Genomic DNA, 25,550 nt, shown 5'->3' with positions numbered 1-25,550 from the left:
AGGGATTGTCCCTAAGCGTACAATTTGTATATTTAGCCAAAGTATTTCGCCATGACCAAAATCTTTTCCATCATTTTCCTGCTAGCTACATTTTCATTGAGCTTAAATGCTCAACAGACCAATAAAGGTAAAGTCTCAGAAACGTTTATGAACCCACTGCGTAAGGGAGCAGATCCATTCGTTACAAAGCATAATGGTAAATATTATACAATATTTAATGAAAAAGGGGGATTTGCCGTTACTGAATCTAGATACCTGACCAAGTTTGAAAAAAAGGAAGTGGTATGGACTCCTACTGAAGGAAAGTGGAATAGTTATAACCTATGGGCGCCAGAAATTCATCATATTGATGGTAAATGGTACATTTACTATGCAGGCTCTGTTCATAAAGGGGCGCCTTATTATGCGCAACGGGCCGGAGTGCTTGAAAGTGATAGTCCATTTGGCCCTTATGAGGATAAAGGAAGGCTCTATACTGGTGATGACCCTGATCAGAAAAAAGACAATTGCTGGTCTATCGATATGACTGTTCTTGAGTTAAATGGTAAAAAATATGCCGTTTGGTCTGGCTGGGAAACACTTCATGACCATCATGATGTAGACCAGTATCTTTATATCGCTGAAATGAAAAATCCCTGGACACTAGGGAAACGTGTATTGTTATCGAAGCCGGAGCTTGACTGGGAAAAAGGCGATAATATTGTATTGCAGGAAGGGCCTCAAATTTTGAAACACAATAATGATGTATTTGTTATTTACTCTACCCGGGGCTCCTGGACGGAGCATTATAAATTAGGGCAACTTCGTTTAACAACAGGTAAAGATCCATTAAATCCTTCTTCGTGGATAAAATCTTCTAAACCTGTGTTTCAGGGTACTTCTACAGTGCATGGATTGGGTCATGCAAGTATGACAACTTCGCCTGATGATAGTGAATACTGGATTTATTATCATTCTAAAGCGGCATTGGATGGGGGATGGGACAATAGAGAGGTATACCTACAACGGTTTACTTTCGGGAAAGATGGCAATCCGGTGTTTGGTATACCTAAAGGGCGTGGTGAAATGAAAAGGCCTTCGGGTGAAGTTAAGACTGAACAGGCTGAGCCTGGAAGCTTGTAAATGGGCTTTTTCTCCTGCTATCAGTAATATTTTTCATGGTTGTTTCTCGGGTTTTACTTCAGTTTTGCTTGAATCAGGAACTAAGGTTGAATCAGGAGCTAAGGCTGGTATGGTATCAGGACGTTTCTTGTTTTTCTTTCTAAATAGATTATTCAGCTTTTCTCCGGCTTTATTAAGTGTTTTGTCTGTAACATTGTCTGCGGTTTTGCTTACAGCCTTATCTACAACTTTATCAGTCGATCTGTCAACTGAATTTCCTACAGCAGCTTTTGCTTTTGCTTTGAGTTTACTCAAAAACTGTGCTTGTGCCATCCCTCCTGCACCAAGGGTGAGGAAAAGGAAAAATAATACTTTTTTCATGGTTTACTTTTTTTATGGTAAAAGTAGTCTGGGTATAGGTGCCGGTCAATCATTAAAAAGGATGATTTTTTTGCTAAATTGGAGTTATGTTTCTGTCCGTAAACCATTTATCATAATCAATAGCGTAATCGCCTCCATAATTAATGCATATTTCTGTATGTGCTTTTATATCCTCGTGAGCAGTAAATGTCATCTGCTTTTGTTCCCTGTCAAGTAAATACACTGCATTAGGATATTGCTTGTGATTATACATAGATCCAAAGCCCATAGTAAGAGATAGCATATTTTCTCCTTTATTAAAATAGAAACTATAATCCATAAGAACGGTGAGGCTCAGCTCAGAGAATTCTTTAGTTGGGATAATAATAACCGGACAAACTTCTATAACTTCTCCTTTTGGAATGTTTGAAGTAGAAAATACGCCTCTGCCTTTACCTTTTATACTCTTTAGGTACAACTGTTTTGTTGGTGGAGTTTTCATTATTGATCTGAATTTGGAAAATAAACTTCACTATTATCTCCAGGTTCGCCGTTATAATTAATGGTTATCTCATGGCCCGGCTCAATTGTTTTATAAGCATAGATATTAATGGTGCTTCTCTTTTGTGAAAATGTGAAGATGGCATTTGCTTCTGGCGAATGATTATAAAACGAAGCATAGCCAAAACTGAAGGCTGCCTGTTTTTCGGGTTCACTTAATAAAAAGTAATAATGAAATAGTTTGGTAAACCTTAAGGTTTCCTTTTCATCATTTGTTAAGAAAACCACGGGTGCCTTTTCTATAATGCTCCCTTTCATTATTTTGTTTTTAGCAAATACACCACGCCCATGAAGTGGGCTTTCCTTTACCTCAATATGCTGTGGCTGATAAATGTTTTTATTGAATAACATTAGTTTTCTTTGCGTTGTGTATTGGCATTTTTAGCTTCTCTTTCTGCTGCAGCTTTTTGTTCTGCATCTTTTTTAGGATCAATATGCTGAGCAACTTTTGCGTCTTTAGCTGCTCTTTGAGCTGCAAGTCTGTCTGCTTCTTCCTTTTTAGGATCAATATGCTGAGCAACTTTTGCGTCTTTAGCTGCTCTTTGAGCTGCAAGTCTGTCTGCTTCCTCCTTTTTAGGATCAATATGCTGAGCAACTTTTGCGTCTTTAGCTGCTCTTTGAGCTGCAAGTCTGTCTGCTTCCTCCTTTTTAGGATCAATATGCTGAGCAACTTTTGCATCTTTAGCCGCTCTTTGAGCCGCAAGTCTGTCTGCTTCTTCCTTTTTAGGATCAACATGCTGGGCAAGCTTTGCATCTTTAGCTGCTCTTTGTGCTGCAAGTCTTTCTGCTTCCTCTTTTTTAAGATCCACAGCAGCTGCTTTGGGGTCTTTTGATGAGGCTGCTGCGCCGGTAGTTTGACTGCTGCCTGGATTAACCGTTTCTTTTTTAACTACGGTAGTTTGTGCTTTAACTGCTGTTATGAACAGTAATGAACCTAGGATTGAAATGATTCTTTTCATTTTTTTGAATTTATGAGTGAAAATTTGATCTATTTATTCTAACATTTTTTGCAATGCTTTAACATCAAAATTTTTGCTGAAGTTGTTTAGCATGCGTAGCGATGAGGGTATGGTAACATATCGAAATAGAACTGTTATCAGTTGTGGACTTGCGGCCCCTTTTGCGGAAGTTTTAAAATACTCTGGATTGTATCTGTACAGCCCTCCAAAGTTCTTTTCTTTGTCGTAAAATTTCCAGAATCGGTTGTAATTGGTTTGTTCCCGTAGTTTTGCATTATAGGTTTGGCTGTTGTCGGTACCTGGATTTACAATTGCCTGGGCCAATAACCATTCTTCATTGTGCTCGCTTAATGCTTTTTTTACTGTAGCTACTTTATCTGCAACATCCGTTTCCCAGGTACTGTAATTTTTAACACTTTTATCATGGTCTTCATTCAATTTTGCGACCAGTTTAGTAAAGTGAATTTTCTCCCTTTCATAATATTCCAACAAGCTTTGTAGATATTCTTTGCGGCTTACGGGCACCAATACAGGCAGGTTATTTTTCTTTACAAACCAATACCGATACACTGGATTACTACGGTTATTCGGTTTGATGTCTTTATCAGCAACATCCTGGAAATAATTGTTGTCGTTGTTGATAGCTCCAATAAGCTGCTCATTATTGCAGGTCATATAAGTAAACAGACTGATCAATTGTGCGTTTACATCAGCAGGTTTATGGTTTTTCCAATCCTGAAATTGCAGACCAAAATCATAACTGCCAAAGCTGCTACCATAAGGACTTGATAAAAATTTGTCTAAAGTTGTTAGTCGCAATTGGTTTACATACATCCGTAAAACGGTACTGTATTCGCTATTACGGGTTAATTTTCCTTTAGCACAGAAATATTCGTACAGTGCCGCCTGGAAAGTATACTGGCCTAATTTTGCACTACCCAAATATTGATTGCCTTCGGTAGAATAATAATTTTCCCAATTGCCGCCGGTGAAGTTGAAGCCCGTATGGGTTTGCTCCTCTATTCTTTCCAGATCACCCAATATTTTCTTAGCCATTGCTTTATCAGCGGTAGTAGTCATTTTATTAAAATATTCTGCTCTTGCAGCAGGCCAGGGGTATTGGGCTGCGGTAAGGTATTTTCCGGGTGTGGCATCTAAGTTTGCAGAGGTTTTACAGTCTTGTGCCATAGTGGTTTGTATTAGCGAAATAAAACAAAGCAATGCAATTGGTCCCTTTAGTTGATGTTTTATATTTTTCATTTTAATTGAATTTTTATTTGCCAAATCCACTGATGCCACCACTCATATTTCCTGAAATCAAACTCATACGACTATTAACACCAACATTTGTACTGCCGGCATTTGCTGATGCTTCGCCAGTGGCATACACATCTTCAATACCATTGCTGCTAATCTCCATACCCATTCCTGCTTTTACAGATGCGCCTACTTGCAGTGGGCCTTTGCCAACAGAAATTTCTTTGTCTATTATGGTGGCTTCTACAGTGGCTTTTACAAATTTATCTTTGCCGTTATTGTCTGCTTTGAAATTAAGATTACCACTTAGCCTGCCCGCATCAAATTCAATACGCATTTTACCGCATTCATCAATCTGTTTATACACACCGAAATCAAGTACCGATACATATGCGCAATGCATATCATCAAAATCGGCCAATTTGTAAGTCGAGTTTTTGTTCTCAGGGGTGGTGCATTTGCCATATTTATTAGTGGCCATATATCTTGTATTGCCCAGGGCTGCCAGCCATTCTTTTTTTGCCGCAATCTTCGTCGCTTCAAATACCGATGCTTCCTGTGTAAATTGTTTCCAATACAATTCTTCGGTAATTTTTAAGTACCACTGGTGTAAATAATTTTTGTAAGCTTCTTCTAATGGTTTATTATAATTGGTGTATACCCATTCACTATATTTTTGTTGCACTACACAGTTATCATAGCCAATGTTTTCTCCTTTTTTGGCCAGTTCTGTCTCCTGTTCGGCCTTGATACTATTTTGTTTTTCCAGGCTTTTACGTTGCACTTCATCCTTAGCCATGAAATCTTTTACCAGGTCGTCTATTTGTTTTTTCAGAGCTTTTAAACGATAGCCAGCGCCACCATCCTTGTTCATTTCCTGAAGGTTTTTTTCGGCAGTTTTCCGGTAAATATTTTCATTTTGTGTTGCAGTGGTGGTCATTTTACTTACATCGCCCTTAGCATTTTGGTATTGGTTATACAACTGCTGTCCCTTTTGAGCGGCAGCTTGCTGATAGGGCAGTAGTTCCTTTGCCAACGACATCAATTTCTCATTCACCTGTTTTTGAAACGCATCCCAGTCGGCACCAAGTTTTAATTCCTGTTCATAAGAATTGGGTACATCAGGGCGAACAAAATTTTGCAGCCCAAGCGGATTGGGATCAGGACGAAATGGTTTACGCATATCTTTGCCTTTTACAGAATAACCCAGCTTGCGCAACTGGTTCACTTTATCTAAAGAATAACTATAGGCCAGCGAATTTTTCATGTTCTCAATAGCTTTTGGTGTATTGCCTTTACTTTGCTCTATCAAACATTGCGTATAGCTGGCCTGCGGGTGATAAGCAAAAGCCTTTACCACTTTGTTTAACTGAGCATTTGCTTTATCTGTTTCGCCCAGGTAAAACCATGCCTGCCCCAAATTATTAAGTATAGTTGAGTTATCAGGGTATTGTTTATTAAGATATTCTAATAAGGGAATGGCACGATGCGGTGCACCACCCATGCTAAGCATAGCGGCAAAATTGCTAAGCATATCAGCATCTGAACCATTATCTGCACAAGCCCGCCCAATTAGGTACACCGCAAGTTCAAGTTGCCCTGACGACCAATAACCAACCGCTGCATTGCCAATGGCCATTGCATCGTATTTGTTGGTTTTAAAAACTGCATACATCTGCTGCCCGAATACTTTAGTATCATCTGCAACACCTTTTTGCACATAATCGACAAGCGATTTGACGTAAGTGGGAACCATAGCAGCAGTGAGTGTAATTTGCGGAATGGCTCCAATAAGTGCGGTGTTTTTTGAGGGCACACCAAATGCATCACCACCTATTGCAGCATTTATACCCGCTGCCGTAGTACCCGCAGGTATTGAAGGAACTTTTGATGATATGCCCAACTGCTCTATCATCTTTTTCTGCTCGGGTGTAAGCTTGTCTAATTGCTGTTGTGCCTGCTTTACTTTATCGTTTATTTCTTTTTTATTGGTTGGATTTTTAGACTGTGCAAAGGCCGCTGTAGTAATTAAAGTAGCAATCATTAATGTGGTTAGTCGTTTCATGAGTTAGAACTTTAGTTCAACATTTTTTTTAATGATTCCAGATCATAGTTTTTCAAAAAATTGTTGAATAATCTTTCTGAAAAGCCATGGTCGCCGCCGATTTCATAGCGGAACTGTACTTCTATTAAAATGGGACTGGTGGATGTTTGAGTGGTATTGGTTTTAAAATATGCCGAGTTTAATACATTTAAAGCAATTCTATACTCATCTTCTTTATCGTAAAATTTACCAATTTCATTTAAGCGTTCATAGGCATCGTAAGTAATGTTATTGGCTGCAACTACAGCCTGCTTTTGCAGCCATTCTTCTTTTTGTGTGGCCAATAGTTGTTTTACTTTTGCTTTTTTGTCTTCATAAAGCTTGGCGTAAGCTGTTTTATCTGCTTCTAAAACCGCTGCCCTTTTCTGTGCATTATCACTGGTGTTACCTGCATTCCTTTTGATGAGTTCATTCAGACTGTAATAGAAATTCGCCTTTTCAATTTCAAAATATTCCAGCAAATCTTCCAGGTATTGTTTTTTTGTAACCGGTATTAGCAAAGGAACTCCTTGTTTGGTAATTAAATAATGCCTGTCTATCCATTTATACCCTTTTGGGTTAGGTTTGTCATCTCTTGAACCCGACATAAAATTTTCGACATAACCACTGCCATTGTTCAACTTTAAAAAATCAGCATGCTTATTTTTATAATCATTGGACCTGCCGGTTAATAGCGTTCCCTCAGAAAAATACTGTGATATGTGGCTTGGATTGGTCTTCTTGTCCTTTTCATAATCAGGACCCTCTTTTGCGTCAATCGGGAGTTGATAACGCACTGACCTGTCTGTCAGATAAAACTCTCCAGCTCCCCGCAGGCCATCTGCTATCAAATATGGATTAACATTTACACGCAACACTGTACGGTATTCACCTACTGTTTTTACAATATGCTGTGTTACATGGCATACATTCTGATAAACGCCTAACTGGTAGTTATATCCGTTACGTACAATGTTTACGTAAGTATTTTTATCGCCTCCGCTAAAACTCACTCTTGCTACACAACCTGTAAGTTGAAAATTGGCCCGGCTTGCTTCTTCTAATTTTTCAAAAGCAATGAGCTGTTTGGTCATGGCTGCTTTATCTGGTGCAGGGCCTTTAAGGCTGCTGGGATATTTAGGATTGGTATGGTCGGTGTATTTTCCCGGCAAACCATCTGCATCTCCATTGCAGGGTACAGGTGTTTCTTGTGCCGTGGCTATTTTTTGTGCATACAGGCTACTGCAGAAAAGAAGAATTGATAAAATAATGATGGCCTTTTTCATAGTGCAATTATTTTATTCCGTTTGGTAGTTTAACTCCTTTTTCAGAAGGTGTTTCGTTGAGGTATGATATTTTACCGTCGCCATCTCTCTCTGTCTTTCCGTTGCGTTCCATTATAAGCGCAGTGTTATCTCCATTTTTTTCAACAGAAAAGGTGTAGGTATATTTCTCTAATTTTCTTGTACTGGTTTTTAATTTTTTACTCCAGGTATCATTAATAGCACGATTGCCCACATCACTATTACCGTTAGATGTTTTGCCCACTTTGCTCCATTCTTCATTTTGCCCACTTGTTGGATTAATGGTAAGTTGGTTTCCGTTTACTGCCCATGTTCCTGTTTCATAGCCCATCGTTTTGGTATCCGTAAAGTGCGATGCAAGGACATTTACAAATCGGTAAGTTCCATCTGTGTTGAATTGGTATTGCTTCGTGAAAAATCCACCAGTGTTCATTTGCATATTTCCTGATCCCATTTTTTCTGAACTGCTACCTTCCCATGTTTTTCCGACAAGTGGTGAAGAATTGTTATTGGTAGTTTGCTTGGAATTGTTTTGTTGTAAGGCTTCTGGTTTGCCTTCGCTGTTGATTTTTGTTCCCGGTGGTAGGTCAATTAGATGTTCAGTGCGCTTGGTATAAGTAGCTTGTTTTTGTTCCGTGCCTTCCCTTCCTGTCGACTTATCGAAATTTAGTATGAGCACATAATCTTTACTTCCCGAATAATATTTTGTTTCATACCGATAGGTAATCGTTTCTAATTTACCTGTTCCTGATTTTATCCTGGCTCCCCATTCAGTCGTCCTTCCACTTGCTGATTTGCTCCATTCTTCACTTTTGCCTTGTTTGGGTGTAATGGTCAACTGATTACCAGTTGCTGACCAGGTACCTGTTTCGTAACCAAACAAAATTGTCTTCATAAATACCGACCATGTTTTAAATAAAAACAGGTAGGTGCCATCAGCATTTAATTGGTATTCTTTTCTAAAATAGCCTGCGGTATATTGTGGATAGCCATTCGCATAACCAGATGTTTCCAGTAAATTAGCAGACCACACACCAACAAGTGAACCGCTGTTTGTATTTGCAGATGTATTAATGGTATTGCTTTGTTGAGTTGCAGTTTCATTTAGTTCCAGGCTATTTAGAAAAGCCAAAACTTCTTCCTGGTATATACTGGTATTGGTCATGATCACTACATCAGCCATTTTACCATTTCCGGTAGCGGTAATCAGCGTTACCAAGCCCTTCACCTTTCCATCGGTATAGTTTGCCTGGCCTGTAATCGCATCCCAGCCTTTTTCTACAAGCATATCAGACATGGTGGGAGCTTCTGTAACCTGTACCGTTTTTTTTACCAAGCTCTCCCAACTGTCGTTAAAATTATCTTTAGCCGATGCATTAGTAGCTCTTGATTTTGTAATTAACGCTATGGCATAGCCACCTGTTTTTTTATCAGTAACTGACAATTGTATACCGCCTTCATTTTCTGTTTTTTGCCAGCCTTTGGGTGTTGAGTAAGAAACAACATCAAAAGTTTGTTTTTGGGCGCAACAGATGCTGGTTATGAACAACATCAGGTTAAACAAAAAAAATACGCTTATAGATTTCATTGTATTTCGATTATGCATATAAAATTAGGCGGAACAATTACCTAGGGCAATCATTAAAAAAGATGATTTTTTAGATTTAGCCACTAACACAAAACATAACTGGTTATTTCAAAAAATCGCTGCCGAAGCCTGGTATAGATGGGCCTGCTGAATTGAATCCATTACTTACACTTATTTCAACTGAGCCTAAATCAGCACCCGCTTTACCTCCAAAAGGGCCACTTAACTCTGCGCCGGCTGCGCCTTTTACACTTAAATCAACAGGGTTCATGTTGCCATCAAACTTTACAGTGGTTTCTACCGATGCGCCTATTGATGCTTTAATTTTACCTATTTCAAATTCTTTATCCTTACCAGCCTTTGCAGAAATACTGTGGCCGGTGGTTTGCCAGGTTACTGGATCAACACTACGTTCATAGGCAAATGAACCCGCTTTAAAATCTGCGTAAACAGACCAGCCTTCACAGTTCATTTTAGCTCCGGTTACCATAAGGTCTATTCCAAAATCTACCTCGCAGTGTTCTCTTTCCCAGTCGTGTATTTTTCCTTTATAATTGTTGACGTCCATTTTGTCGCCACAAGGTTTTGACAATCCTCCATCCACATGCGTAGGGAAAAGCGGATATGCAAGGCTTTTGAGGTTATTTAAATAACCAACATAAGCTGCGTAGTTAACTGCCGTAGGATCTTGCAAGGATTGCATCACTATGGTGTTCCAAAAAAGATATTCCTGTAAGCGCTGGTTAAGCAGGTCTTCCATGTTATGGATATATTGATTATTTATTTCAGCCATTTTCTCCAGCCATTTTGCCTGCCTGTCTACTTTTAATTTACATAGCTCTTTTTCTATTTGCACAGCCCGTGCGTTTGCTGCATCTTGTCCTTCACCATCGTGCAGACCTTTCTTTTCTTTTTCCAGCGCATTTATTTTATTGTCAAAATCTGTTTTTAAAGACTGTTTCAATTCATTTTCGCTTTTTAACCTGTTACCTGTTTCCGTTTTCATCCGGCTGTAATATGATTTGCTGAATTGCGGGTTATCTATACTTGACAGCATAATGGCTCCTTGTGTCATAAAAGGATTGCTCATTGATGCTTTCATATCCTGTATAGATTTTGAAAAACCAGGCTTACCTGCATTGGCCATCATTTGCTGCATCTGCGCCATTTTTTTAACCTGGTTATTCTGTACCTGATTTTCATACTGTTTTGTCAGTTCCTTTTGCGTTTTATAGGTTGCGTTTATGGTGGCATCAAAGTCTCTAAAGTAAGTTTCAATCTCACCGTCGCGTTTTACTGCTTCTTCATACGATGCAGGAACTGCAGGTACAGTAAAGCGTTTGGTAACACTATGATCTTTATAAAATTGTTTAAAGCGCTTACGGATGTATTCAGTCAGATCTTTTTCCGGTGCTATCTTATTAAGCAGGTTAATGTTTTCGGCAGTAGCATCGCCATTGGCAATAGCTTTTTCCAGATATGTACCACAAAGGGTATTGTCTCCTTGTTTTTGTGCAATAAGCGCCATAGCCTTATATGCCTCGGTTTTGGTTGAATCTTTTGCTATGGCAGATAAAAGCAGCGGTTTGGCTTTGTCAACATACCCAAGGCTCAGATAAGCCTGACCAACGTTATTAAGTAATGTGCTGCTTTGTGGCACAAATTTTTGAGTATATAAAAGTAACGGTAAAGACTTATGTGCATATCCCGAAAGGGTAAGCAATGCACCGAGGTTATTGATAGAAACATAGTCATCTGGATTGGTAATGCAGGCATTGGCAAGCAGGTACAATGCCTTGTCTAGTTCATTGTGCGTCCAGAATACCATTGCATATTTTCCGGTTTCAGCGCCTTTGCCCAATAATTTCTGAACTGCTTTTACATTCTCAGGTTTCATTGCTGCTTCTGTTTGCGAAAAAATTGGTTTTAAATAAGCTATCAATTTTCCTTTATCCGAAGGGGTAGATGGTACAGCAAGTGAAGAGATATTTGCGGGAACTATATTAGGATCAGCCATTGGCATCATAGCTACACCTGATTTGCCCGGTTGCATATTTTTTTGAACAGTTTTCATAGTTTGTTGCAGCCCCATTTTTTCCATCATGGCCTGCTGTTCCGGAGTCATCTTTTTTTTCAATTCCTCCATTTTCTTCATGGCATCCTCTATGCTTTGCTTTTGTTGTCCTATCGCCATTATTGGCAACATTATCAGAATTGCTAATAAATTTTTCATCGTCCTGTTTTTTTATTGTTTTTGAATATTGACCTGTGGCTTTATTGATTTATTATTGCTCATTACTTTTCATTGCAGGGGGCTGCGATAGCCAAGGTTACTGTTATAGCCCTTATCTTTTCGATAGTAAATATGGCGTCCGATAAAATATGCATCAGTAACGGTAGCTGGATCTTTGTCTAAAAAGCCCGAAAATCCCAATTGCTTTATACGCCCGTTATCGTACTGTAAAAAGATGCTATAATTTTCTATGGTATATTTTCCTTTGCCTGGAGCATCATCAGGAAACTTGTGCGGATTTTTAAGATCAACTACAGATATTCCCCTGTCATCAAAACTGCCATCTTTATTAAACCATATTAAATATTGAGCTTCATTTTTTGTGGAAGGCATATTTGCAGAACTGGTAAACTTAAAAGGGTTTTGCATCAGATTTATCCAGCCAAAATCAAAATCCTGTTGCGTACCTCCGTGTCCAGGCATTGTATTATATATAAAAAAATTACAGTAGGCACCGGTACTTTTGTCTTCTTTGTAATAAGTAATTACATTATCATTCTTTATTAATTGATAGTCATCTGGAACCACATAGTTAACTATACCAAAATTTCCTTTTTGAGCAGCACAAAACAATGTTGAAACCATTAGCATAGCAGGAAGTAATACTTTTTTCATTTTCGGGTTACTTGTTTATTAATGTAAAATTAGGGCGACTTCAGTGCCAGCACAATCATCAAAAAAGATGATTTTCTCCATCAGTTTAGAAAAAAATCGTTAAAAAGGATGATAAGAAATGTGCGATCGCAATGTTTAATTTGCAGTGTAGAAAAATGTAAATTAGAGAATGAAAAAATTAGGGCTTATATTGATTATTCTCCTTATCGGCATTGCAGGGTGGGGGCAGTCGATAACAAAAAAGGACAGCCTGCTAAAATTATTGCCCAAAGCAAAAGAAGATACAACAAAAGTTCTGTTGTATATTGATATTGGGAATCTGTATGAGCTAGATAGTCCACAAACGGCCCAAAAATATTACCTAATGGCAGGCAATCTGAGTAAGCGCCTGGGTTACAAAAGAGGTATTATCAAATATATCTCAAATTATACAGCAATATTAAATGAGAAAGGTGGTTTTGAAAAATCATTGGTACTAAACAAACAAGCTTTTCAAATTGCCAGGGATATAAATGATAAGTTATATATAGCTAAAACGGCAGCCAACATTGGTAATAACTTTAATTATTTAAATGAATCTGATAGTGCCATTTATTATTACGAAACTGCCGGAAGATATTTTGAAGAGATAGGGAATAATTATCTACTTGCCAGAATGTATGAAATGGAGCAACTGGTTTATCAAAATATGGGGCGGTATAAAAAAGCGCTGCAATATGGTAAAATGGCAGTAAAGGAGTTGAGGGCTTCTAAAGATAGCGTTGATTTGGGCAGAAGCTTGCTTAATCTTGCCAATAGTTATCAAAGCAATTACTTTCCCGACTCTGCAATGAACTACTATAAGGAAGCGCTGGCAATTTCACAAAAAATAAAATATGTATCAGGTGAATCGGCCAGTCTTTTGGGTATTGGTAATATTTATTTTCATCGTTTTGATGCCGATCAAATGAAACCGTACTATGAGAAAGCGCTCGCATTAGCCAAAGAATCAGACGACCCGCGAGGCGAAGCAATAGCGACGAGAGGTATGGCACTTTATTATTTTTTAGTTAAAAATTTTGATAAAGCAAAAGCCTTTTCTGTAGCTTCTATAAAATTAGCAGATAGTGCAGCAACAAAGTATGATAAATTTGAATCTATGCAGGTATTATCTTCTGTGCTTTATGCACAGCATGATATTATAGCCGGAGAAAAAGTAAGAGACCAAATGCAGTTGTTGGAAAACGAAATAAGGGGTGATGAATTGCAGCAAAAAATTATTTCAATAGAAAAGAAATTTGAAACGCAAAAAAAAGAAGCGCAAATAAAACTGCAACAATCGCAGCTTCGCCAAAAAAACACCTTAAACTATATTTTAATTGGAAGCTCTATTGCTTTCCTGATCATCGCTTTGCTTGTTTATCGCAACTATAAGCACCGCCAAAACCTGCAACAGGCAAAGATAGATGAGTTAGAAACAGAAAAACAACTTACCGCTACTGAAGCAGTACTAAAGGGCGAAGAGCAGGAGCGTACCCGCCTTGCCAAAGATTTGCATGATGGGTTGGGAGGGATGCTAAGTGGCATTAAATTTTCATTAAGCACTATGAAGGAAAACTTAATAATGACTCCTGACAATGCACATGCTTTTGAGCGCAGCATTGATATGTTGGACAGCTCCATTCAGGAAATGCGTAGAGTGGCACATAACATGATGCCAGAAATACTGGTAAAATATGGGTTGGATACTGCCTTGAAAGAATTTTGTGCAGAGGTAGACCGTAGTAGTGTGCTACATGTAAACTATCAGTCGGTAGGGATGCTGGAAGCAGATATAACACAAACAACATCAGTTACCATTTATCGCATTATACAGGAGTTGCTCAATAATGCAATTAAACATGCCAATGCCAAAAATGTACTTGTACAGGTTCATCAATCTGAACAAGAAAAACTATTGGCCGTTACGGTAGAAGATGATGGAAATGGTTTTGACACCAGCCTGTTAAAACAAGCTAATGGAATGGGATGGTCGAATATTCAAAACCGGGTTGAGTTTTTAAAGGGAAAAATAGACGTGCAATCTGGCCCGGGCAAAGGCACTTCGGTAATGATAGAGATTAATATTTAATAACAAACAATGAAAGTAGGTGTTTTTGTAGTAGATGATCATTACATGGTGATAGAGGGTATTCGTTATTTACTTCAAAACGAAAAGACACTTGACTGGATGGGGCATGCCACCAATGCAGAATCTTGTTTAAGTTTTCTTAAGCTACACGAACCAGATGTGATATTAATGGATGTGAACCTTCCGGATAAAAGTGGAATAGATTTGTGTAAAGAAGTAAAGCAATTGTATCCTTCGGTAGCTGTGCTAGGGTTAAGTACATTTAACCAGCAGGCTATTATCAAAAACATGATAGACAATGGCGCACTAGGATACGTTTTAAAAAATGCCACAAAGGAGGAACTGATGGAAGCGATAAGTAGTGTGCTAAAGGGCAAAACATATTATAGTTTAGAAGTCCTGAGCTCGCTGAGGCAACCTGTGCCCAATCAGCTACTGATCACCCGAAGGGAAAAGGAGGTGTTGTTGCTGATAGCCGAAGGACTAACCAATGCTGAGATATCAGAAAAACTTTTCATCAGTATTCCAACAGTAAATACACATCGCAAAAGCCTGTTAGAAAAATTTGAGGTGAAAAATACAGCCATGCTAATTGGTAAGGCTATTAAGCTGGGGTTAGCTTAATCGTATCAAATGGGTATAAATACCTATATTTATTAGCAACCATCCTTATTGCACAGCAGCGGATTTCGTAGGAATTTTGAGAAAAAAAAGATTATGAAATCAAATTCGCTCAAGATGGTAAAACCATTTTTATTCCTGTTGATGCTGGCAGTTATAATGGTATCATGTAAAAAAGAAAATACTACGGAGGAACAACCTACACCGGAGACCCCGCAGATTACCAGCATCTCACCCAAAGATCCACAGCCCGACGATGTGGTTACAATTACCGGTACTGGTTTCGGCAACGTGGTTAAAGATCTGAAAGTAAGTGTTGGCAATACTGCCTTATCAGTCACATCGGTTAAAGATACCGAGATCAAATTTACTGTTCCTGCTACTCTGGTTTCTGGTACACTTGCAGTATCAATAAAAGGCGTTGCAGCTACAATTAAAGATCCTCTGGGGGCATCAATAACTGTAAAACCAAAAACAGCGGCCACACCAACCTTCACCGCAATGTCGCCAACCAATGGTAAAGTAGGCGATGTGATCACACTTACGGGTACCAACTTTAATCCTCAGATGAGTGAGAATAAGGTTTTTTTCGCCACTACTACAGGCGGTACTGTGGTATTAGCTACCGTAAAATCTGCAACTACTACACAACTTACGGTTGAAGTACCGGCCAGTGCAGTTACCGGAGGCGTTTCTATCACGGTAAGCGGTAACAATGCGGTTGTTGCCGAGGGTTTTAATACCACATTTACAGTGAACAGCACAAGCGGTAATGGCGGTAATACCGTATCTTACATTAATGCCTTATCAGGCAACTTAAGCTTTAGTAAAATAGCCACGGCTACTAAGGAGATTGGTGCAATGATAATTGACCGGCCTAATAACATGATCTACTATTCAGACTATACCATTCTGAACAGTACTGCCGGACAAAATACCATTTATAAGCTAAATCCAGCCGGGACTGGAGCGCCGGAAGTTTTAACTACCGATGCCAGGATAACCGGTATTGTTAAGCTAACTACCGATGCAGCCGGGAATGTTTATGCATTAAAATATGAAGGTACCGGACCAAGCATTTATTCTGTTTATAAGATCTCTGCCAATGGTGCTACAGTGGTAGAAGTACTAAAAAGTTTCGACATGAGTACCAGATATTCAACTAAGTATTTTTTCTTTATCAATTCGGCTGGCGAGATTTGCTTCAGACCAGGTTTAAAGATCAATACTTCAGGAGCTTTGGTAAGTACCGAAACCTCGTTGCTTTTAGGCGTGCAACAAAAAGACGGCGGAGCTTTTGTTGATGGCACAAATGCTTACTTGCTACAGTCAACTGCAAATAATGAACAGGTAAAAACCATCAAATTTATAAAATGGAATCTATCGACCAGTGCGGTAGCAGACGCCGGATTAACACCAACTAACATCTTTGGTACAGACGATGCTGGCTTTTATACCAGTACAGATAAGTTGTCGTACATTAAATACGCTTTTGATGCCAGTAAAAATATGTATGCAATTACCGATCATTCTTACCAAAGCGGTCAAACCAGCAAAACCTGGATTGTACGCAAAGTGGCCGCAGGTAGCAATGCCTCAACACTGTTAGGAACCTTCCTGATCAAATTCCCGGCTGTAGATCTTAATGATTACAATTCAGCTGTTGAATTTATTGCCGATGCTGCGGGTAACCTTTATTTTAAAGCTAACCAAAAAGATATTATCAAGATAAAACAGTAATAAAATTATACTAAAACAGCCATTTGCTTTGCCAGGTAAATGGCTGTTTGCTTTGATAAATATTTTGTATTATTAACAAATATTAAAACTATAATCTTTTGATTCGCTCGCACCTCTCACATCATCGTTCGCTTAGAATATTGATAGCGCTCATTTTATTGTTTGGCCCCATGGTAACGATGGCGCAGAATGCCGATGAGGGTAAAAAACTGCAAGCCAGGCTGTCTGTCGAACTCGACCCTCGAAAAAAAATGAGTTTATACCTTGATATGCTTAATGCCATTGGTGATTTTGATTCTACAGGTACAGAAAAGAACGCCGCGGCTGCCTATCAATTGGCCGATAAACTGAAAGACAAGAAGTCGAAGACAGAAGTTTACCGCCAGCATGCACTAATGTATATGTCATTTAATGATGTTCCTAAGGCAATGCCGCTTTTTAATAAAGCGCTGGAACTAGCCATTGCCAATAACGAAAAGATAATGGTTGGCGATATATACAACAATATATCCAATGCCTACGGGCAGGTTCATAATACCAAGCTTTCTGATGAGTTTATGCTTAAAGCTTTGAAAGAATATCAGATGGAGAATTCGGAAGCCGATGTGGCTATGGTTTATGCTAACATGGGTTCCAATTACAGTCGCAGGGGCGAATACACCAAAGCCATCGATTACTTGTTAAAGTCGTTAGCCATACGCGAGCGCTTACACAATGATAAAGGGGTAGGCTCTGTAGCTTTTAATATTACGCTTCCTTACAAATTTTTAAAACGTTACGATGAAGCCATAAAGTACAATCAGTTGGCTATTGAAAAGCTTACTTTAGTTAAAAATGAGGGAATGTTGGCATCTGCATATGCGGTTAAGGGCTCTATTTTCAGGTCGTTAAAAAAGTACGATGAGGCCCTGCTCTATATCAATAAAGCACTGCCTTTATTTGAGAAATATAAAAACATGGCCGGTATTCGTAATAGTTATGATAATATTGGCCTGCTATATTCCGAGAAGAAAGACTTTAACAATGCATTAAAGTACTTTTTAATGTCAAAGCAAGTGTCTGTGAACCTTAATGACCCGCAGGGTATTGTTTCAGCAGATGTAAATATTGTTCAGTCGGCTTTGGACCTGGGCGACCTGCCAAAGGCTGGTTCAACCTTAAATGAAGCAGAGCCATTGGCTAAAAAGTATGCGTTTAAAGAAGACCTGGCTGAGTTGTTAAAACTAAGGCACAGTTATGCCATAGCCATGAATGACCGTGCCGGTGCCGAGAGGTCACTTCAAAGTTATTTGGCATTAAAAGACAGCCTAAGCAACAGCGACATAAACAAGCAGATCAGCGAATTGCAAACTCGTTACGAAACAGAAAAAAAAGACAACCAGATTGCCTTGCTAAATAATGAAAAGCACATTAACCTGCTGCAGTTAAAAAATCAAAATCTGGCTTTAGCGCAAAAACAATCACAGCTGGCACAAAAAGATCAATACCTGCAGATTAATCAATTAGAAATTAATAACCAGCGTCAGGCCAATGACCAGAAGGCTCAAAGTATCAAAACCCTTCAAAAGCAAAGCCGGATTCGGGAGCTTGAACTGTCTAATAGAGATTTGCAGCTCAAACAACGCAATATACTTATAACGGCTTTTTGTGTTTTACTGGCAGCGGGCGCAGTCTTGGCCTATGCTTACTATAATCGGTACAAAGTGAAACAGGAAGCCAGGTTACAAGCAGCAATACACAAACAGCAGGAGATAGAGACCCGATCTTTGTTTGAAGGAGAGCAAAAAGAACGCATCAGGATTGCACGCGATTTACATGATAGTATTGGGCAAATGCTTTCTGTTGTTAAAATGAATTTATCCAATGCCCCACAAAGTGAAAGTACCGGTGCTACCTTGAATCTGGTAGATAATACCATAACCGAGGTGAGGAATATTTCGCATAACCTGATACCGGAAGAATTGAACTTCGGTTTGTTTGCTGCTTTAGAGGATATGTGCGATAAAATAAATAGCAGTAATACTACCCAGGTAACCATTAATGTTCCAGACGAATTAAGGGAGCACCAGTTCGAAAAAACCAACGAACTATCTATTTACCGCATTGTGCAGGAGGTGCTAAGCAATATGGTTAAACACGCACGAGCCAGCCACATTGAGGTAGAGGCGACCCCGCATGGCGATGGTTTTAATTTAATGATAAAAGACAATGGAAAAGGTTTTGATACCAGTCAGATCAACAAGTCTAAAGGTTTGGGATGGAAAAACATCGCAGCGCGCGTGAATATGCTGGATGGAAAAATGGAGGTTCGGTCTGAATTGTTAACAGGGACACAAATAGAAATTATAATACCCAAGGCATGACAGAAATTATAAATATATTGATTGCAGACGACCACCAGATGATAGTTGATGGTTTGAGAAGCATGTTGGCCAGTCATGAGCAATATCAGATAATAGGAGAAGCCAACAACGGACAGGTAGCTTACGAAATGCTTGCCGCTAATCCTGATAAGTACCAATTATTGCTTACCGATATCAGCATGCCCTTATTAAGTGGAACGCAACTGTGTAAAATGGTTAAAAGTCAATTTCCGCACATACAGGTACTAATATTATCTATGTACAATAATGTTCCGGCAGTTAAGGAGGCGGTAATGGCCGAGGCCGATGGCTATATCCTAAAAAATGCCGGAAAGACCGAATTGTTGCAGGCACTGCATAGAATCACCAATGGCGGTACATATTTCTCGCAGGATATTGTACCCATTATTTACAATCAGTACCACAAACAGAAAATACAGGATGAGCAGCTGGCCCAATTAAGTATCCGCGAAAAGGAAGTGCTTAGCCTGATCGTTAAAGAATGCACCAGCGAGGAGATTGCCGAAAAATTATTTATTAGTAAAAAAACAGTCGACAATCATCGCCAGCACCTGCTGGAGAAAACCAAATGTAAAAGTACCGTTGGATTGGTTAAATTTGCTATTAAAAGTGGCCTTGAATAGGCGTGGAGAATGATTATATTTGATCAATCTCAAGATTAAATGATAAGCAACCACGAAAGTTATGACTTATTTGGCAAGACACTATTAGAAGTTTTAGTGCTAAAGCCGCCCTTTGCTTTTGAAATGCCTACAGTAGAAAATGCTTGTTTTCATTATGTGCTGGAAAATGAAATGCAATACAAAATTGATGAGAAACAAGTAAATATTGGAGCCAAAGAATCAGTATTACTCAATTGCAGAACCGTTGGTAATAACATGAGTAGTATTAATACAACAAATCAAAACAAGCTTATTATTGTGCATTTTCATCCAGATATTTTAAAGAAAATTTATGATAGGGAAATGCCAATGCTATTGCAAAAACCAAAAAATGCAATCTCGAATAAAACCAGTGAAAGAATAAACAACGACTTTTTAATTCAGAAATACATAGAAGGACTTTTGTTCTATTTCGAAAACCCATCTTTGGTAAACGAAGATATTTTGATCTTGAAATTAAAGGAAATTATCATTTTGCTTTCGCAAACTAAAAATGCCGAAGCCATCCAAATGATTTTATCTCAATTGTTTTCTCCTACAATCTATTCTTTCAAACAAATTATAGATGCCAATCTTTTTTCGACTATCACGCTCGATGAATTAGCAGATTATTGTAATCTTAGTTTATCATCATTTAAAAGAGAGTTTGCAAAACATTATAATGATACTCCTGCCAATTATCTCAAAACCAAACGACTGGAAAAAGCCTCAGAATTGTTAATGGTTTCTAATATGAGGATCACAGATATTGCTTTTGAATGTGGCTTTAATGAATTGGCAAATTTTACCAAAAGCTTTCATGGCAAATATGGCGTTACGCCAAGCAATTATAGGTTGAACCAAATTGCCAAATAATTGAACCGATTCACAAAAAGCTTTTCTTTTTTCTATCCAATATTTGCATTGTCAATAATGACATAGCATTTAAAAAATAGAAAACATGGGACTATCACCTCTAGGAATTTTTCATACCTTAATTGGTATTACGGCCATTGTTGCAGCTATAGTATCGTATACTAAATACGGTAAGATCAATTTAGCTGAACTATCAGGCAAAACATATGCTTATAGCACAATCATTACTTCGTTAACTGCGTTGGGTATTTCAAAGCATGGAGGCTTTAACCCGGGTCATGTGTTTTCGTTATTTATTTTGATTTTGGTAATTGTTGCTTATTTACTTTATGCAAGGAAAAAGGGAAATAATAGTAGCCGATATGTAGAAAATTTCCTGCTGTCGTTTAGTTTTTTTCTGTCGTGGGTGCCTACTATTAATGAAACCTTTACCCGCGTGCCACTTGCACAGCCCTTAGCAAAAAGCCCGAGCGACCCTATAATAGCTCAAACACTATTGTTTCTATTGGTTTTGTTTATTGCTGGTTCTATCTTTCAGTTTTTGAAACAAAAGAAAATGAATACGGTAAATCCTTAAGCTATTTTGTGGCTAATAGAGCCTAGCTGAAGCCTGGATAAGTTCTTTAGCGTAGCTTACGCACAATGATCATTTTAAAAACATAAAAAGCGCATAATGTGTATTGTTATGCATAATGCGTTAATATGTGTTGTAAAACTAAGAAGCGCATTTAAATTCCATTTATATTTAATTATAGAATAGATCAATAAAAAAAATGAATGGAATTTGGCTTGGTGTCAGGTTTGGGAAATACAAATTTTTCGGCCTATAATATAGTCGTTTTTGGATGCATGCTAATACGGGCTTGGTACGGCCCTCGTTCGACCAGAGTCGAATGTGTAGCGAACTAAGGTGGCGCCAGGCCCGAAGGAGCTGAACCTGCCAAAAAGGCTTTGCTCCGGAATGAAGTTAACCACGATATATTATACAGCTTGTCACATTTATAACCCATTTGGTCACATTTTCTACTACGCCTTGCCTAGCTAAACTATATTGCTTCACATTTAAAAATTAATACTAACTGGGGTTAAGTTCCTTAATTAAAATGATGAAATTATATTTATTTATTTCCTTCTTCTGTTTAAGTAGCAGATTATTTGGTCAAACTACTCCTGATTCTACTCAAGTTACAGAATTCACCACGGAAAATGTCAAGTTTAAAAGTGCCGGTATCACCCTTTCGGGAACCATCTTCAAACCGAAACATCCACAGGCCTCTTTAGTTCTGGTACATGGCTCTGGCCAGGAAAAAAGAATGATAAAAATGGCTACTTTTTTAGCAACAAAAGGCATCGCTGTATTGACTTACGATAAACGAGGGGCAGGGGAATCGGGCGGGATCTATGCAGGGCCAGAAGTTGCCACAAACAACATTGACCATAACTGTGGTGGTAAAGATTGAGTTGAATTTCACTGTTGGTAGCCACATATGGAATAATCACCAATAAAATGTTACGTTCTTTTCTTAAATTAGTTTGAACTTAGATATAATCTAATAATTGCGCTTTTATGGACATAACTTACAAAAGTATTATTATCAGAGAATCTTTGGTTTTTACAGCTGTCTTATTATTGTCTCTTTTTGCATTTCTATTCACGTATGCATACAATTGGTACTATAATCAAAGAATTAATAAATTATCCTCAATCTCCCTCTCTAATATGATAACTGCCGATAGCTTGTCCAATTTCTATCAGAAGAAAGAATCGAAGCAAATCTGGTTTTTTAATAAATTAGGTGTACTCACTCCACATAGTACACCAGAAGAAGTTTTTAAAAGACTATATGCTGTATCACAAGTTGACAGTGTTGGACATAAATGGAACGGAAGTTGGAAGTATATGATTCCTTTTTTAAAAAGTATTGGTTTCGATTCTCATAAGCGGTTTAAAAAATTTATAGATGAGAATAATATATCAAATGAGGATGTATCTAATTTAAGTAGGTCGGTAGAATTGACCCGATTAAATCAAGAGATTGATGTTGAAAAAAATAAAGCTCTAGATAAGATTTTTAGCTACAATGAAAAAATTAAGCTTTTCTGGCTTGTTTTTGTATGCTTATTTGTTTTTGCATTCTTTATAAGATTTATTTTATAGTATTAATCACTACTAGAGAAGTTACTTCTCTAGTAGTGATTTCGCTATCTTTAAATATTCTAACCAAATATTTAGTTAAATGACCAACACCTGTATATTGTGTCCAAATGAATTAGATGGTTCTGATGAACATATAATACCCCAAAGCATTAATGGTCAATTACTATGTCAGAGAGAAAATCACATTGGGAAAAAGTATACCAGACCAAAGAACCAAATGAAGTGAGCTGGGTGCAAAAATTGATCTGGAATTGTATACTTTTACATCGTGAAATTCTTAGCGTTATTTCTGGCCATTGTTGTCATCACACTTACCATCACACCTTGCTGTGCACTGGAAGGAGCTGAAATACATGCGCATGAAACAACCCAAAAGGGAAAACACGAATGCAACGAAAAGTCGGATGAATGTTGTAAAGACTGTTCTCCGTTTTATGTTTGCGGAACCTGTGTCGGTTTTACTTTTGCCAGCCAATCTTTACTCACTTTTGCTGTTCAGTTAAAACCTGTTCAGCACAATACCGCTTATATCCCGGTTGAATTGCCGATTATTCCTTCCGTCATCTGGCAACCACCCAAACTCATTTAATTTCTTTTGAAAAGTCTGTTCAGACTCCTTTTAATGAAATTATTTAACTACAAAATACATCATGAAGAAATTGATTATGCTTGTCGTTGTGCTATTGTGTACAGCAGCTGCATTTGCTCAAAATACATATAAAGCCGTCGTTAAAGACGCAAAAACAAATCTGCCGCTCACTGGAGCAACTATAAAAGTCCTGGGAACGGCACTTAGAACTACATCAGACCAAACAGGATCAGTTATCATTACTGGCATACCTTCAGGCAAACAGGTGATCCAGTACAGCTATGTTGGCTTTCTGACCAAAACAGACACCTTAACTTTTCCACTTGGAGAAACTACACCTGTTACCATTTTACTTGAGACTTCTGAAAAAGATGAGGAACTAGAAGAAGTAGTAGTTTCCGCTACCAGGAGCAGTCGTACCATAGACAACATCCCAACACGTGTGGAGGTTATTGCAGGTGAAGAACTGGACGAAAAAGGAAACATGAAACCCGGAGATATCCGCATGATGCTGGCCGAAAGTACGGGCATACAAACGCAGCAGACTTCTGCTACCAGCGGTAATTCCAGCATACGTATACAGGGATTGGATGGGAAATATACCCAGATCATCCGGGATGGTTTTCCGCTATATTCAGGCTTTTCAGGAGGCTTGGGATTATTACAGATCGCGCCATTGGATTTACAACAGGTTGAGGTGATCAAAGGTTCATCTTCAACATTGTACGGTGGTGGTGCCATTGCAGGTCTGGTCAACTTAGTATCTAAAAAGCCAGCAGAAGAGCGTCAGCTTAATTTCTTACTGAACGGAACTTCTGCATTGGGACTGGATGCAAGTGTCTTTTATGCGCAGAAGTTCGACAAAATCGGCATTACTGTTTACGGAGCCTATAACAAAGGAACCGCTTACGATCCTTCAGATATCGGTTTAACTGCGATTCCTAAGTTTGACCGCTTTACCTTGAACCCGAAGCTGTTTTTCTATTTCAATGAAGCTACCACACTTTCTGCAGGGATCAACGCGACTACTGAAAAACGGATTGGCGGGGACCTGGAATATGTAAAAGGAAAAGAAAGTGCTGCGCATTCTTATTTTGAGCGAAACAAAACCGGGCGTTACAGTTCACAAGTTGAACTGGATCATAAACTCAGTGACAACGAAAAGCTGGTGATTCGCAATTCAGTAAGCTATTATGACCGGAGCATCGGTCTGCCTGGTTATCTGTTCTCAGGTGTACAGGTATCTACATACAGCGAGGCAAACTACAGCCGCAATGGTGAAAAAGCAGATTGGGTAGCGGGAATTAATTTCCTGACTGACAATTTCAAAGAAGACCAGAACAGCACTACCGCATTGAGAAGCTATAACTACAATACTATTGGTGCTTTTGCGCAGAATACCTGGAATTTATCTGAAAAATTCAGCATTGAATCCGGTATTCGTGGAGATTATCACAATGAATACGGCTTTTTCTTCTTACCGAAGATCTCGGGTCTTTGGAAGATCAATGAACATTTTTCCACTCGACTGGGTGGTGGATTAGGCTATAAAGCACCAACGGTATTTACAGAAGATGCCGAGCGCATCCAGTTCAGAAATGTGTTACCGATTGATGTTGCCAACACGAAAGCTGAGCGTTCTTATGGAGCTAACTACGATGTGAATTACCGCACCAGCTTATTTGATGGTAAAATTGGTTTCAGTATCAACCAGATGTTCTTTTATACACGCATCAATAATCCAATCCTGCTTACCTCCGTGTCAGGTGGTAATTTAGGTTATGTTCAGCCAAATGGCAACCTGGACACCAAAGGAATGGAAACTAATGCGAAGATTACCTTTAGCGATTTCAAGTTGTTTGTTGGCTATACTTATGCCGATGTGAACCAGCATACCGGTGGAACTAGTATTGCTTACCCATTGGTTTCTAAACATCGGTTAAACAATGTGCTGATGTATGAATTGGAAGATCAGTGGAAAATCGGCTTAGAGGCATATTACTTTAGTAAACAAAAATTAAATGATGGAGCTGTAGGTAAAAGTTACTGGACCACGGGATTCATGGCAGAAAAGCTATGGGAACGCTTTTCGGTCTTTGTGAACTTTGAAAACTTTGGTGACACCCGGCAGACCAAATTCGATAGCATCTATACCGGCAGTATTACCAGCCCTGTATTCAGGGATATTTATGCTCCCGTTGATGGCTTTGTAATTAATGGCGGTATTAAAATTAGATTATAAGTGATGGCCTGAAATGGCATAACTTGACACACAGAAAGCTGGGACAACCCAGCTTTCTGTGTGATGAT

General features: G+C 38.6%; 22 protein-coding genes. 12 read left to right on the top strand and 10 right to left on the bottom strand.

Annotated features, from left to right (window positions below; all coding sequences use genetic code 11):
* The first annotated feature begins 51 nt into the window (after positions 1-51).
* Positions 52-1,122 carry a family 43 glycosylhydrolase gene (locus CPT03_RS10800; protein ID WP_099438868.1) on the top strand — a complete coding sequence of 357 codons (1,071 nt, stop codon included), beginning with the start codon at positions 52-54 and terminating at the stop codon, positions 1,120-1,122.
* 33 nt (positions 1,123-1,155) lie between these two features.
* Here CPT03_RS10800 and CPT03_RS10795 read toward each other — a convergent pair whose 3' ends face one another.
* The 10 genes from CPT03_RS10795 to CPT03_RS10750 form a co-directional block, all read right to left on the bottom strand.
* Complete coding sequence (locus tag CPT03_RS10795; protein WP_099438867.1) at positions 1,156-1,482, bottom strand: hypothetical protein; 327 nt, start codon at positions 1,480-1,482, stop codon at positions 1,156-1,158.
* Positions 1,483-1,555: 73 nt separating this feature from the next.
* Positions 1,556-1,963, bottom strand: coding sequence for an SET domain-containing protein (locus tag CPT03_RS10790; protein ID WP_099438866.1), 408 nt, complete (start codon positions 1,961-1,963; stop codon positions 1,556-1,558).
* Entirely contained in the window at positions 1,963-2,373 is a 411-nt protein-coding gene (locus CPT03_RS10785; RefSeq protein ID WP_099438865.1) for an SET domain-containing protein-lysine N-methyltransferase, read from the bottom strand. Before CPT03_RS10785 ends, CPT03_RS10790 begins: the two co-directional genes overlap by 1 nt.
* Positions 2,373-2,981 carry a hypothetical protein gene (locus tag CPT03_RS10780; protein WP_099438864.1) on the bottom strand — a complete coding sequence of 203 codons (609 nt, stop codon included), beginning with the start codon at positions 2,979-2,981 and terminating at the stop codon, positions 2,373-2,375. Before CPT03_RS10780 ends, CPT03_RS10785 begins: the two co-directional genes overlap by 1 nt.
* Positions 2,982-3,014: 33 nt before the next feature.
* Positions 3,015-4,241, bottom strand: a complete 1,227-nt coding sequence (locus CPT03_RS10775) for a hypothetical protein (RefSeq protein ID WP_157766410.1) — start codon at positions 4,239-4,241, stop codon at positions 3,015-3,017.
* Positions 4,242-4,254: 13 nt separating this feature from the next.
* A complete protein-coding gene (locus CPT03_RS10770) occupies positions 4,255-6,303 on the bottom strand; it encodes a tetratricopeptide repeat protein (RefSeq protein ID WP_099438862.1) in 2,049 nt (682 codons plus the stop codon).
* An 11-nt stretch (positions 6,304-6,314) separates the two neighbouring features.
* On the bottom strand, positions 6,315-7,607 hold the full coding sequence (locus CPT03_RS10765) for a hypothetical protein (protein ID WP_099438861.1): 1,293 nt from the start codon (positions 7,605-7,607) through the stop codon (positions 6,315-6,317).
* A 7-nt stretch (positions 7,608-7,614) separates the two neighbouring features.
* Entirely contained in the window at positions 7,615-9,213 is a 1,599-nt protein-coding gene (locus tag CPT03_RS10760) for a lipocalin family protein (protein WP_099438860.1), read from the bottom strand.
* A gap of 103 nt (positions 9,214-9,316) precedes the next feature.
* On the bottom strand, positions 9,317-11,446 hold the full coding sequence (locus CPT03_RS10755) for a tetratricopeptide repeat protein (RefSeq protein WP_157766409.1): 2,130 nt from the start codon (positions 11,444-11,446) through the stop codon (positions 9,317-9,319).
* Positions 11,447-11,515: 69 nt separating this feature from the next.
* Positions 11,516-12,121, bottom strand: coding sequence for a hypothetical protein (locus CPT03_RS10750; protein ID WP_099438858.1), 606 nt, complete (start codon positions 12,119-12,121; stop codon positions 11,516-11,518).
* 169 nt (positions 12,122-12,290) lie between these two features.
* Here CPT03_RS10750 and CPT03_RS10745 point away from each other — a divergent pair, with 169 nt between their 5' ends.
* From CPT03_RS10745 to CPT03_RS10695, 11 genes are all read left to right on the top strand, one after another.
* A complete protein-coding gene (locus CPT03_RS10745) occupies positions 12,291-14,231 on the top strand; it encodes a sensor histidine kinase (protein WP_099438857.1) in 1,941 nt (646 codons plus the stop codon).
* A 9-nt stretch (positions 14,232-14,240) separates the two neighbouring features.
* The gene (locus CPT03_RS10740; RefSeq protein WP_099438856.1) at positions 14,241-14,855 is read left to right on the top strand and encodes a response regulator; all 615 of its coding nucleotides are present in this window, start codon (positions 14,241-14,243) and stop codon (positions 14,853-14,855) included.
* A 114-nt stretch (positions 14,856-14,969) separates the two neighbouring features.
* On the top strand, positions 14,970-16,592 hold the full coding sequence (locus tag CPT03_RS10735; protein WP_172954164.1) for an IPT/TIG domain-containing protein: 1,623 nt from the start codon (positions 14,970-14,972) through the stop codon (positions 16,590-16,592).
* Positions 16,593-16,843: 251 nt separating this feature from the next.
* Complete coding sequence (locus CPT03_RS10730; RefSeq protein ID WP_216641635.1) at positions 16,844-18,955, top strand: tetratricopeptide repeat protein; 2,112 nt, start codon at positions 16,844-16,846, stop codon at positions 18,953-18,955.
* Positions 18,952-19,599 (top strand): response regulator transcription factor, encoded by a 648-nt coding sequence (locus tag CPT03_RS10725; RefSeq protein ID WP_099438853.1) that lies wholly within the window; start codon positions 18,952-18,954, stop codon positions 19,597-19,599. The genes CPT03_RS10730 and CPT03_RS10725 overlap by 4 nt, the downstream gene beginning before the upstream one ends.
* Before the next feature lie 39 nt (positions 19,600-19,638).
* Positions 19,639-20,493, top strand: coding sequence for a helix-turn-helix domain-containing protein (locus CPT03_RS10720; protein WP_099438852.1), 855 nt, complete (start codon positions 19,639-19,641; stop codon positions 20,491-20,493).
* Between the two features lie 85 nt (positions 20,494-20,578).
* Positions 20,579-21,070, top strand: a complete 492-nt coding sequence (locus tag CPT03_RS10715) for a hypothetical protein (protein WP_099438851.1) — start codon at positions 20,579-20,581, stop codon at positions 21,068-21,070.
* Positions 21,071-21,596: 526 nt separating this feature from the next.
* A complete protein-coding gene (locus CPT03_RS10710) occupies positions 21,597-21,953 on the top strand; it encodes an alpha/beta hydrolase family protein (RefSeq protein WP_216641634.1) in 357 nt (118 codons plus the stop codon).
* Positions 21,954-22,213: 260 nt separating this feature from the next.
* The gene (locus tag CPT03_RS10705) at positions 22,214-22,651 is read left to right on the top strand and encodes a hypothetical protein (protein ID WP_157766407.1); all 438 of its coding nucleotides are present in this window, start codon (positions 22,214-22,216) and stop codon (positions 22,649-22,651) included.
* Positions 22,652-22,919: 268 nt separating this feature from the next.
* On the top strand, positions 22,920-23,240 hold the full coding sequence (locus tag CPT03_RS10700) for a hypothetical protein (protein WP_099438848.1): 321 nt from the start codon (positions 22,920-22,922) through the stop codon (positions 23,238-23,240).
* Positions 23,241-23,301: 61 nt separating this feature from the next.
* Positions 23,302-25,482 carry a TonB-dependent receptor gene (locus tag CPT03_RS10695; protein ID WP_099438847.1) on the top strand — a complete coding sequence of 727 codons (2,181 nt, stop codon included), beginning with the start codon at positions 23,302-23,304 and terminating at the stop codon, positions 25,480-25,482.
* The last annotated feature ends 68 nt before the right edge of the window (positions 25,483-25,550 follow it).

The sequence above is a fragment of the Pedobacter ginsengisoli genome (assembly GCF_002736205.1).
Lineage (GTDB): Bacteria > Bacteroidota > Bacteroidia > Sphingobacteriales > Sphingobacteriaceae > Pedobacter > Pedobacter ginsengisoli_A.
The sequence above is the reverse complement of the archived record's forward strand: the minus strand, read 5'-3'. Positions and strand labels throughout refer to the sequence as shown.